This is a genomic window from Mumia sp. zg.B17, assembly GCF_019550915.1.
Lineage (GTDB): Bacteria > Actinomycetota > Actinomycetes > Propionibacteriales > Nocardioidaceae > Mumia.
On record NZ_JAHWCI010000009.1, the window covers coordinates 159,079 to 174,661 of the forward strand.

Genomic DNA, 15,583 nt, shown 5'->3' on the forward strand with positions numbered 1-15,583 from the left:
CGTTCGTTCGGCGGCGCCGACAACATCGGGTTCTAGACTCGGAAGGATGCAGCGCCGCCGCGTACGCACCTCGCTCCCCGTTCTCGGGATCGCGCTGGCCGTCGTGCTCGCGGGCTGCAACGGTGACCCGGACGCGCAGCCGACGACCGGCTCCGAGAGCACCCTGGCATCGGCGTCGCCGAGCGCGAGCCCACCGACGACCGCGCCCTCCGCGACGACACCGCCCGCGGCCACGCCGACGCCCTCGTCGAGGCCCGCCCCGGGCACGGTGCCTCCGGCGTGGTTGGGCAGGCGGGTGCTCCCCGTCACCACGGACGGCTTCGGTGAGGTCCGCCCGACCCCTCCGGCACTGCGGAACCGTCGGTTCACCCTCCCGGACCAGCTGCCGGCGTTGCCCGGGGCGGGTTTTGCCAGCCGGATCGTGTCGCCACCGCCGGACAGCGTCATCGACCGCTCCACCTGGCGGCCCGGGTGCCCGGTCGCGCGGTCCGACCTCGCCTGGATCCGCCTGACGTTCTGGGGCTTCGACGACGCCCGCCACACCGGCGAGCTCCTGGTCAACAAGACGGTCGCCCGCAAGGTCGTCCGCGCCTTCCGGGCGATGTACACCGCCCGCTTCCCGATCGAGGAGATGCGCATCACCCGCGCGGCGGAGCTGTCGGCACCGCCGACCGGTGACGGCAACAACACCGGTGCCTTCAACTGCCGGCCCACCCGCGGCACGACCACGTTCTCCGAGCACGCCTATGGTCTGGCGGTCGACATCAACCCGTTCCAGAACCCGTACGTCAAGGGCGACGTGGTCCTGCCTGAGCTGGCGACCGCCTATGTCGACCGCAACCGCGTCCGGCCCGGGATGATCCTCGCCGGCGGACCGGTCGTCCGGGCGTTCGAGACGATCGGCTGGGGATGGGGCGGGGCGTGGAGGACGCTCAAGGACTACCAGCACTTCAGCCGCGACGACCGCTGAGCCGGCCGCCGAGCAGCCCCGTCGCGCGACTGGACCCGACCCCCGGGGGAACCGCTAGTCTCCACGGGTGACGACACGAGACCGAAGGGTGGCCGCGCCCGTCGTGGTCCTGGCGCTGACGTTCCTCCTCGTGCTGGTCGGGGGCGCCCCCGCCCTCGCTGGGTCCGACGCCGACACGATCGGTGCACGCGCGAACGCTGCCCGCGCGGCGCAGGGCCTCGCACCGCTGACCCGCAACGCCAGCCTCGACGCGGTCGCGCTCGCCTGGGCACACCGGATGGCCGATGCCCGGCGCATGTCGCACAACCCCGACGTCGCCGACCAGATCCCGAGCGGGTGGCGTCGGGTGGGTGAGAACGTCGCGATGGGCTATCCGAGCGGTGCCGCCATGCACGGCGGCTGGATGGACTCCTCGGGACACCGTGCGAACATCCTCGGCGACTACACCGACATCGGGATCGCCTTCATCAGGGCGGGCGGCAGCACCTGGGGCGTACAGGTGTTCGCGAACTATCCCGGCTCCGGCTCGCGACCGGCTCCCGCGGCCCCCACGACTCCCTCGGCCACCCCGACACCGAAGCCGAGCGCGGCACCCGCGAAGCCGAAGGCCGCGCGGACGTCGCCGCGACCGACAACCGCTCCGACCCAGGCGCCGAAGCCTCCTCGGGCGACACCGACGCCGAGCGTGACGCCCAGCCCGAGCACGGCCCCGACCCCGGCGACGGCGGAGACCTCCGCGCCCGTCGCCGGCGCACTCGCGGAGCCGGGTGGTCCGTCGGACCGCGCCCGCCCTGTCGCCTCCGATTCGCTCGACGGAGTCGGTCGTACGACCTCGGCTGCCGTGGTCGCGGGCGTCGGCGCGGTCGCGCTGGCCGTGCTGGCTCTCGGCCTTCGCCGGCGTACGGCTGCCTCCGGCCGCCACCGCAACTGACGACCCTCGCGGGGCGCCGACCGATCCGGGCGCGGGCGCGACGAAGGCAGGAAGCCATGCTCCCTGCCCTCCTCAACGTATAGCGCACCCCTGGGCTTGCGGCAAGCCCCCGTCGCTGCCCCAGACTGCTCGGTGCCGAGCGAACAGGAGGGCTGAGATGAACGACGTGGTCGTCGTAGGAAGCGGGCCAACGGGGCTGATGCTCGCGGGAGAGCTGGCCTTGGCAGGAGTGGAGGTCACGGTCGTCGAGCGGCGACCGACACCGGAGCTCGCGGGCTCCCGGGCGGGTGGGTTCCACGCGCGCACGATCGAGGTGCTCGACCAGCGGGGGATCGCCGACAGGTTCCTGGCCGAGGGGCAGACGGTCCAGGTGGTCAGCTTCGGCAGCACGATGCTGGACCTGAGCGACTTCCCCACCCGGCACCCGTACTCGCTGGGGTTGTGGCAGAACCACATCGAGCGCATCCTGCTCGGCTGGGTGGAGGAGCTGGGGGTGCCCATCCGTCGCGGCCTCGAGGTGACGGGTGTCGCCCAGGACGAGACCGGGGTCGTCCTCCGTCTTGCGGACGGGTCACCGCTCCGGGCGCCGTACGTCGTCGGTGCCGACGGCGGACGCAGCATCGTCCGCAAGGAGGCCGGCATCGCGTTCGAGGGCTCGGACGCGACGCGCAGCCACCTGATCGCCGAGGTGCAGGTGAGGGAAGACATCCCGGACGGGATCCGTCTCGACGCGACGGGCATCCACGGGTTGGGCGTCATGGACGACGGGCGCACCGTCCGGGCCGTGGTGACCGAGCAGCGGCTCGGCCCCGCCACCGATCCCACGCTCGACGACCTCGGTGAGGCGTTGAAGGACGTGTACGGCACGGACTTCGGCGTCCACGACCCGACGTGGGTCTCACGGTTCACCGACGCGACCCGGCAGGCCGCCGCCTATCGGGCAGGACGGGTGCTCGTCGCCGGCGACGCCGCCCACGTCCATCACCCGGCGGGTGGGCAGGGGATCGGTCTCGGCGTGCAGGACGCGGTGAACCTGGGCTGGAAGCTGGCGCAGGTGGTCAAGGGCACCTCGCCCGTCGAGCTCCTGGACACCTACCAGGCGGAGCGGCACCCGGCCACCGCCCGCGTGCTCGAGTACACGATGGCGCAGTCGATGCTCCAGCGAGGTGATGCCCGGACCGCGGCGCTGAGCCGCACGATCGCCCAGATGGTGGGGTTCGACGGACCTCGCACCCTGATGGCGGGTCTCGCCTCGGGGCTGGACACCGCCTACGACCTCGGCGAGGGCCATGCCCTGCTCGGTCGTCGCATGCCCGACCTCGACCTGGTCGCGCCCGACGGCGACCGTCGTGTCTACTCCCTGCTGCACGGTGCCGGCCCCGTCCTCCTCGACCTCGGGACGACCGAGCATCTCGGCGCCGAGCCGTGGGCGGACCGCGTCCAGCACGTACGGGCGCAGGTCGCAGGAGCGTGGGAGCTGCCCGTGCTGGGCGAGGTCGCCGCTCCGAGCGCCGTGCTCGTCCGGCCCGACGGTCATGTCGCCTGGGTGGGGGACGGAACGCCGGCGGGACTCAGGGAGGCCCTCATGACGTGGTTCGGGCCGGCTCGGTCCTAGCGCTGCCGACCGACCACCTCGCGTGCCGCGCGGTCCGCCGTCCCGAAGAAGTCCGAGAGCGCGAGGGCCAGGGCCTCCTGGTCAACGCCGTGCCACCCGCCCGGCAGACTCCGGTGGCTGCCGTAGGGAAGGGCGCGGGACGCCGCGGAGGCCCAGCCCGTGAGGTCGTCGGTGCTGCCGCTGCTGTCGAGGACGAGCGCAGGGACGTCGACGCGCTCCAGGAGACGGTGCGACGACTCGTCCGAGAGTCGCGCGTCATAGGCCAGGGTCGGCGCGACCGAGACCATCGCCTCCCACGCTGGGGTGTCACGCGTGCCGTCGGTGATCTCGTCGGGGACCCCGATCGACCGGTGGAAGTACGCGGTCGCCTCGTCGTGACGGCCCGCCGCGAGCAGCGACTCCAGCGTGGCCGTGAATGCGCTGTCACCCTCTGCCGGCTCGGCCTGGAGCGGGGGTTCGAGGAGGGCGAGCGCGCGCAGGTCGACGCCGGCGGCAGCGGCGTGCAGGGCTACGAGTGCCCCGCTGGAGAAGCCGTACGCGAAGGCGGGAGCCCCGGCGGCGGCGACGACCGCGGCCAGGTCCTCGACCTCGCGGCTCACGGCGTACGGCGGGGTGTCCGCGCTCAGGCCGCGCCCGCGCCGGTCGTACTGGTAGACGCGGAAGTCAGAGGCGAGGCGCTCGGCGAGTCCGTCGAAGGCGCTGAAGCCGCGGAAGTGGGCTGCCGGCTCGACGAGCACGAGCGGTGGCCCGGCCCCCCGGCGGTCGTAGGCGATCACCGTGCCGTCCGCGGACGTCGTGGTGTGGTCGTGGATGGACAGCATGGTTCCTCCTGCATGGTTCTTGGGGCAGACCGCCGGTGTCGGCACAACTCATCGCCGACGGGGCACCGGGTCTTGACAATAGGTAACGCCTCAGTTACCAATGAGCGATGGAGGTTTTCGAGGCGGTGGCGGACCCGGTACGCCGCGATCTGCTGACCCGACTGCTCGACGGGCCGAGCCGGGTTGTCGACCTCGCGGCTGCGCACCCCATCAGCAGGCCTGCGATCAGCAGACACCTCAAGGTGCTCGCTGACGTCGGGCTCGTCGAGGCGGAGACCGTCGGGCGCGAACGCCGCTACCGGGTCCGGCTCGAGGGCCTCGAGCCCTTGAGTGTCTGGCTCGACGAGATGCGCCCTCCGACGTCCCGCTTCAGCGAGCGTGCTCTCGACGGCCTCGACCTCGAGGTCCGCCGTACGGTCCGGGAGCGGGCAGCAGGGCGACCCGCGACCGAGCACGACCACCCCCACCACGAGGAGACCGCATGACCATCGCACCGACCGGACGCCGCGAGAGCCGCAACGGCACCGAGTACGTCGTCTTCCACCGCCGGTTCGCCGCTCCGGTCGAGGACGTGTGGGCGGCCGTCACCGAGCCTGAGCGGCTCGAGCGCTGGATCGGCACGTGGACCGGTGACCCCGCGACCGGGGAGGTCACCTTCACGATGACGGCCGAGGGCCCGGACACGCCCGAGGAGCGCTACGTGGTCGAGGAGTGCGCGCCGCCGCGGCGCCTCGTCGTCCGGTTCGCGGATCCGTCCGAAGGCTCGGGACCGGACTGGGTGCTCGAGCTCGACCTGGACGACGCCGAAGGTTTCACGACGCTGGCGTTCGCGCAGGCGATGCCCGACGCCGAGACCGCCTCGACCGTCGGCCCCGGCTGGGACTACTACCTCGACCGGCTGGTCGTCGCCGAGCGGGGGGACGACCCGGGCGAGCTCGACTACGAGCAGTACGCCGCGGACCAGTCCGAGTACTACCGCTCGGCGTTCTCCTGAGCGCAGCGGTCAGCGTCCGTCACGCGGGCCGAAGGCATGCACGGCCACCGCGTCGCTGTGGCGTGCGCGCACGTACTCGTCGGCCCACTCCGCACGGCGCCCGTACGCCGATCGCCGGACGACCTCCGCGACCACGGCGTCGACCTCGATCGAGGTGTGACGCAGGCTGACCTGACCGTCTCGCAGCAGCGCCCACGAGCCTCCCGGTCGTCCGTACGGCATGCCGATGCTGCCGGAGTTGACCACCAGACGCCGGTCGACGAGCCGTACGAACGGCATGTGGGTGTGGCCGCAGACCACGGTGCGGACCTCGTCGCCGAGGTCGGCGAACACCTCGGCCCACCGCTCGAGCCGGGTGTCGACGAGCACGACCTCGCCGTCGTCGCGGGGTGTCCCGTGGCAGAAGACCACCGGACCGAACCCGTCGACGTCGAGGCGCACCGGGTGCGGGAGCGCGTCGAGGAGCGCGACCTGGTCAGGCCGCAGCTGCCGTCCCGCCCACAGCGACTCGGGGTGCTCCGACGTCCCCCCTCGAGCCACCACCACGAGCTCGCGGTCGGCGTTGCCGCGGACGAGGACCGCGCGGTCGCCCAGCGACACGAGGCGGTCGAGCACCTCCACGGGCATCGGGCCCGCAGCATGGTCACCGGTGACGACGATCCGGTCGGCGCGGGCGACGTCGGGCTCGGCGAGGACCGCGTCGAGCACGGGGAGCACACCGTGGACGTCGGAGAGGACGGCGATCGAGGAGACCACGGGCCGAACGTAGCGCGGAAGCGAGAATCCGGGTGCGCTCGGCCACGGTGTCGTCGTACGGTCACCGGCATGCGCATCGACCAGCACGGGGACCTCCGCGTCCTCTCGCTCGACCCCGACGGGCCGCCGATCGCCACCCCGGCCGACGGCGCCCAGCTCGTCGGCGACGCCTGGGCGCACGACGCGCAGATGGTCGTGGTGCCCGCTTCCCGGCTCGATCCGGAGTTCTTCCGGCTCCGCTCGGGGTTGGCGGGGGAGATCCTCCAGAAGCTGGTGAACTACCGCATCCGGCTCGCCGTGCTGGGCGACATCACGGCGTACGTCGAGGCGAGCGACGCGCTGCGTGATCTCGTACGCGAGTCCAACAAGGGGAGCCAGGCGTGGTTCGTCCCGGACGAGGACGCCCTCGCCGCCCGCCTCTCCTCCGCGATTCGGTGAGGAGATCGAGCCTGCTCCGCCGGGTGCACCCGATTTCCTCACCGAATCGCGCGCTGGCGTGGCCCGAATTCGGGTGACGTCCTCCGCCTGCGTGGTTGTGTCGGCGCTATGCGAGCGATGACCTACTACATCGGCCTCACCCTCGACGGCTTCATCGCCGGACCGGACGACGAGGTCGACTTCTTCCCGATGTCCGACGACTTCATGGGCTTCATGGCGACCGAGTGCGCTGATGCCCTCCCGGTCCAGGCGCGCGAGGCGCTCGGCGTTGCTGACACGCCGTTGACCACGTACGACACGGTCGTGATGGGACGGCGCACGTACGACCCGGGCCTGGCGCTCGGGCTCACCGACCCGTACGCCCATCTCCGCACGGTGGTCTTCAGCCGCTCGCTCGCAGAGTCGCCCGACCCCAAGGTCGAGGTCACCACCGCCGACCCGGTGACACGGGTGCGCGAACTCAAGGCGGAGGAGTCGCCCCTGGGGATCTATCTCGCCGGCGGTGGTGTGCTCGCCGGTCAGCTGCTCGACGAGATCGACCGGATGGTCGTCAAGAAGTACCCGGTCGTCGCCGGCACGGGCGTCCCCGCGTTCACGGCGGCGTTCCGGCCCACAGCGTTCGCGCTCGACGACGTGGCGACGTTCGACAACGGCTGCGCCGTCCTCACCTACCACCGAGCGATTCGGTGACGAGATCGGGCGAGTCCGAGCCGGGACCCCCGATCTCCTCACCGAATCGCGGGGGTGAGGGCGGGGGCGCGCGCGTGCGCGGGGGCGTGCCGCGGTGGGTCACGGCGTTCATCGACCAGCCCGCCGACTCGGCCAGCAGCGCACTGGCGTTCTGGGAGGGGGTCACCGGCACGCAGGCGTCGCCGCCTCGGGGGGAGAACGACGAGTTCCGCACGTTGCTGCCGCCGCACGGGGATGCCTACCTCCGCCTCCAGGTCGTCCCGGACGGTCTTCCACGGGTCCACCTGGACCTGCACGTGGACGACCTGGCAGCGGGGCGGGAAGCCGCGGTGCGCGAGGGCGCCACGATTACGGCCGAGCCCGGCACCCACGTCGTCCTCAGCTCACCGGGTGGCATGCCGTACTGCCTCGTGCCGTACGAGGGTGAGCACGAGGTGCCCGCACCGATCGCGTGGGAGAGCGGTGCGCGAAGCGTCCTCGACCAGGTGTGCCTCGACATCCCGCCGGCGTCGTACGCCGACGAGTGCCGGTTCTGGGCCGGGCTCACCGGGTGGACGTTCCGTGACGAGGACACTCCGGAGTTCGCACGGCTCGTGCGGCCGGAGGGGATGCCGTTGGGCATCCTGCTCCAACGCCTGGAGGACCCGCCTGCGCACGGCGCGGTGACCGCTCACCTCGACCTCGCCGGTGGCCGGGACGGAACCGATGCGGTGGCCGACCGCCACAAGGCGCTCGGTGCCGACGAGCGGTGGAGGTCGCAGGGGTGGATCACCCTGCGCGACCCGTCTGGCCGCAACTACTGCGTCACCCGGCGAGAGCCTCCGCGATGAGTTCGCGGTCGGGTCGCGGTCTGTCGAGAGACCGACACCAACCAACGAGGAGCTCGCCATGGATCGTGCCCTGCCGCAACCGCTCGACCACACGTTCACCGCGCCGATCGAGAAGGACGGCGCCTTCGCCACCTATCTCACCGTTCCCGGTTCTGCTGAGCTGCTGGGGACGCGCCGCGCGGTGAAGGTCACCGGGACCATGGACGGACACCCGTTCGCGGCCACGCTGATGCCGTCCGGACAGGGACCCCACTGGCTTCCCGTCCGTAGGGACCTCTGTCGAGCGATCGGCAAGGACGCCGCGGGCGAGCCGGTCGACGTCCGCCTCGAGCAGCGGCTGAGCTGACCTACGCGCCGTCGCCGGCGACAGGTGCCGAGAGTCGCGCGCGACCGGACTGGTTGATCTCGGCCCAGACGACGTCCAGGGAGAGGTCGAGAGCATCGGCGAGCGCGGCAATGGTCGTGAAGGCCGGGGTCGCGACGCGGCCCGCCTCGATCTTGCGGAGGGTCTCCGGCGAGACGCGGGCGTCGAGCGCGATGTCGAGCATCGAGCGGTCACCCCTCGCGCGACGCAGCAGGGTGCCGAGGCGCCGTCCTCGCTCCACCTCGGCCGCCGTGTGCGGCAACCTGACCATGCGGCGATTCTAGACCGGGATAACCTGACCGGGATAGTTATTGGTACGAGGAAGGCGCCGCATGATCGAGATCCTGACCCCCGCCCGGCTGCCCCGAGCGAGGGAGACCGGAGCACTGGTCGCCGACATCCTGCACACGCTCAAGGGTCGCGCCGCGGTCGGGACGAACCTCCTCGACATCGACCGGTGGGCCCAGACGATGATCGTCGAGGCGGGGGCGCAGTCCTGCTACGTGGACTATGCGCCGTCCTTCGGTCGCGGGCCGTTCGGGCACTACATCTGCACGTCCGTCAACGATGCCGTGCTCCACGGCCTGCCCCACGACTACACGCTCGTCGACGGTGACCTGGTGTCGCTCGACCTGGCCGTCTCCCTGGGTGGTGTGGTCGCCGACTCGGCGATCAGCTTCGTGGTGGGCGACTCGCCGGCCCCGGAGGACGTCGCGCTGATCGACGTGACCGAGCGCGCCCTGGCGGCCGGGATCGCCGTGGCCGGGCCGGACGCTCGCGTCGGTGACGTCGCCCATGCCATCGGGACGGTGCTCAGCGAGGCGGGATATCCGATCAACACCGAGTTCGGCGGCCACGGTGTCGGGTCGACGATGCACCAGGACCCGCACATCCCCAACACCGGGCGGCCCGGCCGTGGTTATCGGTTGCGGCCCGGGCTGCTGCTGGCGCTGGAGCCCTGGGTCATGGCCGACACCGATCGGCTCGTCACCGATGCCGACGGGTGGACGCTGCGCAGCGCGACCGGCTCCCGTACGGCGCACAGCGAGCACACGGTCGCCATCACTGCCGACGGGGCCGAGATCCTGACCCTGCCCAGGCCGGCGCGCGGACAGGCCGGCGCCGACCCGTCGAGCTAGGCCGTACGCAGCTGCGCGGCCAGCGGGCAGTCGAACGGGTCGCGCGCTCGCAGGCCGACGTTGTTGAGGTAGTCGACGACGATCCGGTACGACCGGAGCAGCCCGACCTCGGTGTACGGGACGCCGTGCCGCTCGCAGAACCGGCGGACGATCGGCTGCGCCCGCCGCAGGTTGACGCGCGGCATGCTGGGGAAGAGGTGGTGCTCGATCTGATAGTTCAGGCCGCCCATCATCAGGTCGGTGAACGGACCACCGCGAACGTTGCGCGAGACGAGGACCTGACGCCGCAGGAAGTCGAGGCGCATCGCCTCCGGCACGATCGGCATGCCCTTGTGGTTGGGTGCGAACGACATGCCCAGGAGCACGCCGAACACCGCCATCTGCACCGCGAAGAACGCCACGGCCATACCGAGCGGGAGCGCGACCAGGAGGATCACCACGAACGCGAGGAGGCGGAGCGACACGACGGTCAGCTCGAGTCGCCGCCACGGAAGGCCCGAGGAGCGGTCCATCGTCGTCCGGACGCTCGCATAGTGCAGGTTCAGGCCCTCGAGGGTGAGCAGGGGGAAGAAAAACCAGCCCTGGTTGGCGGCGAACCAGCGACCGAACGCCGTCCGGCGCTGCTGCACGATCTCGGGGGTGAAGGCGAGAGCACCGGGGGCGATGTCGGGGTCGACGACCTCCTGGTTGGGGCCCTTGTGGTGCTTGTTGTGCTTGGCGCGCCACCAGCCGTAGCTGAGACCGGCGAACCCGCAGGCGAGGACGCGGGCGGCCCATGCGTTGGCCGCTCCCGAGCGGAAGATCTGCCGGTGCGCGGCGTCGTGGCCGAGGAAGCCGAACTGTGTCATGACGAAGCCGAGCGCTGCTGCGACCGCCAGCTGCCACCACGAGTCGCCGATCAGGAAGAAGGCCACCCAGAGTGCGAAGAACGCACCGATGGTCGCGGTGATGCGCACGGCGTACCAGCCGTGCCGGCGCTCGAGCAGACCGTGGTCGCGGACCTCGTTGAGCAGCTCGGAGAAGCGTGCCGTCGTCGGATGGGCGGACGGGCGGGTGGGTTCGGCCTGGAGGGTCATGGGACCTCGAATCGTTCGTCGGCGAGCGCGCGTTCCGCGCTCGTGTCTCGACGCTAGGATTCGGGATCCGCTCTCGCAAGGGGCCCACGGCCAGGTCGTCGGTGGTGCTAGTACCACCTAGCCTACGGGCTCGCGGCGGCGGGTGGTTGTGGCGAGGATGCCGGTGGCGAGTCGTCGCCGATCCGACGTTGCATCCAGGCCACGTCCTGCCACGCTCCGTGCTTCCAGCCGATCTCCCGCAGCGTCCCCACCGGCGAGAACCCGAGCGCGGCGTGGAGCCCGATGCTCGCAGGGTTCGGCAGGGCGATGCCGGCGACGAGGGTCCTGAACCCGCGCTCCTCGAGCCGCGTGAACAGCGCGTCGTAGAGAGCTCGGCCCGCGCCGCTGCGGCGCGGTGCGGTCTCACCCAGATACACGCTGACCTCGCACGACCAGGCGTACGCCGGTCGCGTCTTGAACGGTGCTCCGTACGCGTAGCCGCACACCCGGTCGCCGTCGACGAGGACGACCCAGGCGTGGGACTCGTGCGCCGCGGCGATCCGCTGCGCCATCTCGTCCGGCGTCGGAGGCACCGACTCGAAGGTGACCGCGGTCCGCTCGACGTACGGCGTGTAGATCGCCGCGCACGCCGAAGCGTCCTCGGTGGTCGCGTCGCGTGTCGCGAAGGTCATGCACAGACGGTACTCACCCCTGGGTCCCTCGCCGCGTGACCCAGGACGACTGCAAGGATTCACCTGTGAACACTTCCGAGGACGGACTCGTCGCGCGTCTGCGCGCGTCCGGGTCCGTCTTCGCCGAGGACGAGGCGCGGGTTCTCCGCGAGTCGGCGACCTCCTCCGACGAGCTCGAGGCGATGACGGCACGCCGTCTCGCCGGCGAGCCGTTGGAGCACGTGGTCGGGTGGGCCGACTTCGGTCACCTCCGGGTGCACGTCGCGCCGGGCGTCTTCGTCCCGCGCCGGAGGACGGAGCTGCTCGCCCGGGCGGCGGTCGACGCTGCGCCCCACGACGGGACGGTGGTCGACCTCTGCTGCGGCTCGGGCGCCGTGGGTGCCTTCGTGGAGGACGAGCGCCCCGACGTCCACGTGATCGCCGCCGACATCGACCCGCTCGCGGTCCGGTGCGCGACGCAGAACCTCGTCCACGGGACGGTGTACGAGGGAGACCTCTTCGACGCACTCCCCGAAGGGCTGCTGGGAGAGGTGGACGTCGTCGCTGTCAACGCGCCGTACGTCCCGACCGACGCCATCGCCCTCATGCCGCCCGAGGCGCGGGACCACGAGCCGCGGGCCGCGCTCGACGGCGGGCCCGACGGTGTCGACGTGCACCGCCGTGTGGCCGCGGACGTGGCCACCTGGCTCGCTCCGCACGGCCAGGTCCTGATCGAGACGAGCCGTATGCAGGTGCCGTGGACGGCGTTGGCGCTCGCGCAGCGCGGTCTTCGCGCCCGCCTGGCCAGCTGGGACGCCGAGATCGGCACCGCGGTCGTCTGCGGGAGACCGGTCGAGCCCGACCTCGCCGTCGAGGAGCTGCCGCCGCTCGAGTTCGCGTTCGCCGGTCCGGTGCGCGACCGGCTCGTGGGCCTCGTGCTGGACGGTGTGAAGACGACCACCTCGTCGCTGGTGCGGGAGCTCCTGGTCACCGGCGGGGAGGACGACGAGGGCATGCCGGCCGTGGGTGAGCGGTGGCGGATCGTGGACTCCACCGGGTCAGAGGTCTGCGTCGTGGAGACGGTGGAGGTCCGGGTGTCCCGGGTCGCCGACGTCGACCTTCAGCACGTCCTCGACGAGGGCGAGGGTGACCGTACCGTGGCGCAGTGGCGCGAGAACCGCACGCGGTTCTGGGAGGGAGACGAGATGCGGACGTTCCTGGGTGCGCCGGCGTTCACCGTCGACGACGACACCAATGTCGTCCTGCAGCGGTTGAGGGTCGTCAAGAGCCTCTAGGCCATCGAGCGAGCGCGGTCACTTCTCGTAGAAGTAGGCATCGCGCGCGACCAGCGACCCCATCCCCATGCCGCCGGTGACGCGGACGAGCACGCCGTCGGGTCCCGGGGTGCCGCTGCGTCGGTTCTTGACCGCACCCCAGCCCGTACGGAGGCCGTCGACGTCGACGGCCCATCCGTCGGGAAGGATCAGCACGAGGTTGCCGGCGCCGCCGTTGACGTCGATCTCGACGAGTCGGTGGGGGCAGTCGGCGCGACGGAAGTCGAGCTTCACGTTGCCCATGGACGGCCAGACGCGCAGGCGTGCCGGGACGGCCCACGTGCCGCTGCGCCGGACGTCGCTGATGCCTGCCCTCAGCTCGAGCGTCTCGGTGCGGTCCACGGGGGCGAGCGGCGCTCTGGTCGCCGGGTCGTCGGGGAGGTCGGCGACGACGGCCTGGAGGTCGCGGTACGTCTTGGCGGCGTAGGCGCGTCCGAGCCGGTCGTCGAGCTCGTCCAGGTCGATGCGACCGTCACCGGCGGCGCGGCGCAGCACCTCGGCGGTGCGCTCCCGATCGGGATCACCGGCACGCATGTCGAGCGGGTCGAGGCGGTCCATGGCGTCACCGTACCGGCCGTCTGCACCTAGGCTCGGCACGTGCCCATCCCTCCGTACGTCTCCGCCCTCCGACGCAAGATCGGGACCGATCTGCTCTGGTTGCCGGGGGTGACGGCGCTCGTCCTCGACGACTCCGGACAGCGGGTGCTGCTCGGTCGACGTGTCGACTCGGGCCAGTGGGCGCTGATCAGCGGCATCCTCGAGCCTGGCGAGGAGCCGGCGGTCGGCATCGTGCGCGAGGTACGGGAGGAGACCGGGGTCGTCGTCACCGTGGAGGCTCTCGCGGCGGTCAGCGTCAGCGAGCCGGTCCACTACCCGAACGGTGACGTCTCGCAGTACCTCGACCTCTGCTTCGTCTGCCGACCCGTGGACGCTGCTGCGGCCGAGCATCCGTACGCCGCGGACGACGAGTCGCTCGAGGTGGGCTGGTTCGCGCGAGACGACCTCCCTGACGACCTGGCGAGCACGAGCATCGCCGCCCTGCGCCGTAGCGATGACTTCCTCCTCAGGCCGGAGGCAGGCCCCTCGTTCGTGACCGGTACGCGGTCGGACTGACCCCGCGCTCGCGTGAGAACGCCGCGCTCAGCGCGAACGGGCTCGCGTAGCCGACCTCGTGCGCGATCGACGTGAGGGTGCGGTCGGTGCGCTCGAGGAGGTCGGCGGCCAGGGCGAGCCGGAGGCTGGTGAGGTAGGCCATCGGCGGCTCTCCCACGACGGAGGCGAACCGGCGCGCGAGGACGGCGCGTGACACCTGCACCTCGGCGGCGAGCGTCCCGACCGTCCACGGGTCGGCGACCCGCAGGTGGAGCGCCTGCAGCGCCGGGCCGACGACCGGATCGGTCGCCGCGCGGTACCACCCCGGCGCGGCGTCCTCCTGGTCGTTGAGCCACGTGCGCACCGCCGAGAGGACGACGAGGTCGAGCAGACGGTCGAGGAAGACCTCCTGACCAGGCACGTCGCGCTGCATCTCGGTGCACAGCAGCGTGACGAGGTCGGAGCTCCACGCGTCACCGCGGAGCACGACCGTCTCCGGCAGCGCTCGCAGCAGGCGCTCGCTCACCGCGGACGCGCGCTCGTACGTGCCGGTGACCATCGTGGTCGCGCCGTCGGTCGCGTTGCCCCAGGTGCGCAGGCCGAGCATCATCTCCGCCGAGAGCGAGCGCCCGCTCGCGTCGGTGCAGACCTGGCCGGGCTCGACGAAGACCTGCGGGGGCGTCTGTGGATCGTCGGCCACCGTGTACGGGGCGGGGCCGCGGACGAGGACGAGGTCGCCCCGGTCGAGACGGACCGGGTCGCCTTCTGTCGGGACGACCCACGCCCTGCCGCGTGCGATCACGACCACCGAGAGCGGTGCGCGGTCGCGGATCCGCAAGGACCATGGCGGCTCGAACACCGAGCGCAGAAGGAACGCCCCGTCGGCCCGGGGTCCGTCGAGGAGCCCGCTGAGGATGTCCATGCCACCACAGCCTAGTGAGTGCGAGACGGATGCGTATGGGATCGGCGCTATCAGCCATGGATCGTCTCGCCATGCTCGGGTGGGATGGAGTCCTCGTCCCGCAACACCCAACAGGAGGAACCATGTCCATCTCGTACGACGCTCCCGTCCTCGTCGTCGGCGGAGCCGGCAAGACGGCCCGTCGCGTCACCGCACGCCTCGAAGCCCTCGGTCTGCCGGTCCGGCCGGCGTCCCGCACCACGGCCGTGCCATTCGACTGGTCGCACGCGTCGACGTGGGGCGCGGCGCTCGACGGCGTCTCCGCGGCCTACCTCTCGTTCGCGCCCGATCTCGCCTTCCCCGGCGCCTCCGACCAGGTGGCGGCGCTCGCGGGTCGACTCGCCGAGCGAGGCGTCGAGCGTGTCGTCCTCCTGTCAGGCCGCGGGGAGGCTGGCGCGCGGGACTCGGAGCTCGCACTGCTGGACGCCGTCCCGACCGCGAGCGTCGTGCGCTGCTCGTTCTTCGCCCAGAACTTCACCGAGGGGATGTTCGCCGACGACGTCCGCGCCGGTGAGCTGGCGATCCCGGTCCCGCCGGACGTGCCGGAGCCGTTCGTCGACCTCGACGACGTGGCCGATGTGGCGGTCGCGGCACTGCGCGACGACGCCTACGCCGGCTCGGTGCTCGAGCTGACGGGGCCGCAGGCGCTCACCTTCGGCGAGGCCGTCGCGGCGATCGGTGACGCCCTCGGGAGCCCGGTCTCGTTCCGATCGGCCTCGGTCGAGGAGTTCGTCACCGCCGTGGTCGCAGCCGGGGAGCCGGCCGAGCTCGCGTACGGGTTGGTCGAGCTCTTCGCCGAGGTCATGGACGGTCGCAACGTCGCGACGACCGACACGATCGAGCGCGTGCTCGCCCGGCCGGCGACGTCGCTGGCCGACGTCGTCCGTCCGGTGGCCGGGCACACGAACGGGCGGTGAGCCTG

The 15,583-nt window shown here is 71.9% G+C and carries 20 protein-coding genes; 13 read left to right on the forward strand and 7 right to left on the reverse strand.

The annotated features are described in order from the left end of the window. The first annotated feature begins 46 nt into the window (after positions 1–46). The 3 genes from KV097_RS17770 (at position 47) to KV097_RS17780 (ending at position 3,516) form a co-directional block, all read left to right on the forward strand. On the forward strand, positions 47–970 hold the full coding sequence (locus KV097_RS17770) for a M15 family metallopeptidase (protein WP_220366645.1): 924 nt from the start codon (positions 47–49) through the stop codon (positions 968–970). 67 nt (positions 971–1,037) lie between these two features. Continuing rightward, complete coding sequence (locus tag KV097_RS17775; protein WP_220366646.1) at positions 1,038–1,901, forward strand: CAP domain-containing protein; 864 nt, start codon at positions 1,038–1,040, stop codon at positions 1,899–1,901. A gap of 115 nt (positions 1,902–2,016) precedes the next feature. After that, positions 2,017–3,516 (forward strand): FAD-dependent oxidoreductase, encoded by a 1,500-nt coding sequence (locus KV097_RS17780; RefSeq protein WP_255559862.1) that lies wholly within the window; start codon positions 2,017–2,019, stop codon positions 3,514–3,516. Here KV097_RS17780 and KV097_RS17785 read toward each other — a convergent pair. Next, entirely contained in the window at positions 3,513–4,337 is an 825-nt protein-coding gene (locus KV097_RS17785) for an alpha/beta fold hydrolase (protein WP_220366648.1), read from the reverse strand. The two genes, KV097_RS17780 and KV097_RS17785, sit on opposite strands and share 4 nt — an antisense overlap. 107 nt (positions 4,338–4,444) lie before the next feature. Here KV097_RS17785 and KV097_RS17790 point away from each other — a divergent pair, with 107 nt between their 5' ends. Next, positions 4,445–4,822 carry a helix-turn-helix transcriptional regulator gene (locus KV097_RS17790; RefSeq protein ID WP_220366649.1) on the forward strand — a complete coding sequence of 126 codons (378 nt, stop codon included), beginning with the start codon at positions 4,445–4,447 and terminating at the stop codon, positions 4,820–4,822. Further along, positions 4,819–5,331, forward strand: coding sequence for an SRPBCC domain-containing protein (locus KV097_RS17795; protein WP_220366650.1), 513 nt, complete (start codon positions 4,819–4,821; stop codon positions 5,329–5,331). Before KV097_RS17790 ends, KV097_RS17795 begins: the two co-directional genes overlap by 4 nt. Positions 5,332–5,340: 9 nt before the next feature. Here KV097_RS17795 and KV097_RS17800 read toward each other — a convergent pair whose 3' ends face one another. Then, positions 5,341–6,087 (reverse strand): metallophosphoesterase, encoded by a 747-nt coding sequence (locus KV097_RS17800; protein WP_220345632.1) that lies wholly within the window; start codon positions 6,085–6,087, stop codon positions 5,341–5,343. A gap of 69 nt (positions 6,088–6,156) precedes the next feature. On the opposite strand from KV097_RS17800, the gene KV097_RS17805 reads away from it, so the two are divergent. The 4 genes from KV097_RS17805 to KV097_RS17820 all read left to right on the forward strand — a co-directional run bounded on the left by KV097_RS17805 (position 6,157) and on the right by KV097_RS17820 (position 8,391). Further along, positions 6,157–6,525: a DUF4180 domain-containing protein gene (locus KV097_RS17805; RefSeq protein ID WP_220342684.1), complete on the forward strand. Its 369-nt coding sequence runs from the start codon at positions 6,157–6,159 to the stop codon at positions 6,523–6,525. 108 nt (positions 6,526–6,633) lie between these two features. After that, complete coding sequence (locus KV097_RS17810; protein ID WP_220366651.1) at positions 6,634–7,215, forward strand: dihydrofolate reductase family protein; 582 nt, start codon at positions 6,634–6,636, stop codon at positions 7,213–7,215. Between the two features lie 74 nt (positions 7,216–7,289). Further along, positions 7,290–8,045: a VOC family protein gene (locus KV097_RS17815; protein ID WP_308289486.1), complete on the forward strand. Its 756-nt coding sequence runs from the start codon at positions 7,290–7,292 to the stop codon at positions 8,043–8,045. A 58-nt stretch (positions 8,046–8,103) separates the two neighbouring features. Continuing rightward, entirely contained in the window at positions 8,104–8,391 is a 288-nt protein-coding gene (locus KV097_RS17820; protein WP_220345629.1) for a DUF1905 domain-containing protein, read from the forward strand. A gap of 1 nt (position 8,392) precedes the next feature. On the opposite strand, the gene KV097_RS17825 is transcribed toward KV097_RS17820, so the two are convergent. After that, on the reverse strand, positions 8,393–8,680 hold the full coding sequence (locus KV097_RS17825) for a helix-turn-helix domain-containing protein (RefSeq protein WP_220342680.1): 288 nt from the start codon (positions 8,678–8,680) through the stop codon (positions 8,393–8,395). A 61-nt stretch (positions 8,681–8,741) separates the two neighbouring features. Here KV097_RS17825 and map point away from each other — a divergent pair, with 61 nt between their 5' ends. Beyond that, complete coding sequence (gene map, locus KV097_RS17830; RefSeq protein ID WP_220366652.1) at positions 8,742–9,548, forward strand: type I methionyl aminopeptidase; 807 nt, start codon at positions 8,742–8,744, stop codon at positions 9,546–9,548. On the opposite strand, the gene KV097_RS17835 is transcribed toward map, so the two are convergent. Both KV097_RS17835 and KV097_RS17840 read right to left on the reverse strand, forming a co-directional pair. Then, the gene (locus KV097_RS17835) at positions 9,545–10,624 is read right to left on the reverse strand and encodes an acyl-CoA desaturase (RefSeq protein ID WP_220366653.1); all 1,080 of its coding nucleotides are present in this window, start codon (positions 10,622–10,624) and stop codon (positions 9,545–9,547) included. The two genes, map and KV097_RS17835, sit on opposite strands and share 4 nt — an antisense overlap. A 122-nt stretch (positions 10,625–10,746) precedes the next feature. Next, positions 10,747–11,295, reverse strand: a complete 549-nt coding sequence (locus KV097_RS17840; protein WP_220345625.1) for a GNAT family N-acetyltransferase — start codon at positions 11,293–11,295, stop codon at positions 10,747–10,749. A 65-nt stretch (positions 11,296–11,360) separates the two neighbouring features. Here KV097_RS17840 and KV097_RS17845 point away from each other — a divergent pair, with 65 nt between their 5' ends. Continuing rightward, a complete protein-coding gene (locus tag KV097_RS17845) occupies positions 11,361–12,569 on the forward strand; it encodes a putative protein N(5)-glutamine methyltransferase (protein ID WP_220366654.1) in 1,209 nt (402 codons plus the stop codon). Between the two features lie 18 nt (positions 12,570–12,587). Here KV097_RS17845 and KV097_RS17850 read toward each other — a convergent pair whose 3' ends face one another. Then, entirely contained in the window at positions 12,588–13,166 is a 579-nt protein-coding gene (locus tag KV097_RS17850; protein WP_220366655.1) for a DUF1707 domain-containing protein, read from the reverse strand. 39 nt (positions 13,167–13,205) lie between these two features. Here KV097_RS17850 and KV097_RS17855 point away from each other — a divergent pair, with 39 nt between their 5' ends. Then, positions 13,206–13,721, forward strand: a complete 516-nt coding sequence (locus KV097_RS17855) for an NUDIX domain-containing protein (protein ID WP_220366656.1) — start codon at positions 13,206–13,208, stop codon at positions 13,719–13,721. Here KV097_RS17855 and KV097_RS17860 read toward each other — a convergent pair. Then, positions 13,672–14,622 carry an AraC family transcriptional regulator gene (locus tag KV097_RS17860; RefSeq protein ID WP_220366657.1) on the reverse strand — a complete coding sequence of 317 codons (951 nt, stop codon included), beginning with the start codon at positions 14,620–14,622 and terminating at the stop codon, positions 13,672–13,674. The genes KV097_RS17855 and KV097_RS17860 overlap by 50 nt on opposite strands. A 122-nt stretch (positions 14,623–14,744) precedes the next feature. Between KV097_RS17860 and KV097_RS17865 the strand changes: the two genes are divergently transcribed. After that, positions 14,745–15,578 carry an NmrA family transcriptional regulator gene (locus KV097_RS17865; protein ID WP_220366658.1) on the forward strand — a complete coding sequence of 278 codons (834 nt, stop codon included), beginning with the start codon at positions 14,745–14,747 and terminating at the stop codon, positions 15,576–15,578. Positions 15,579–15,583: the final 5 nt, after the last annotated feature.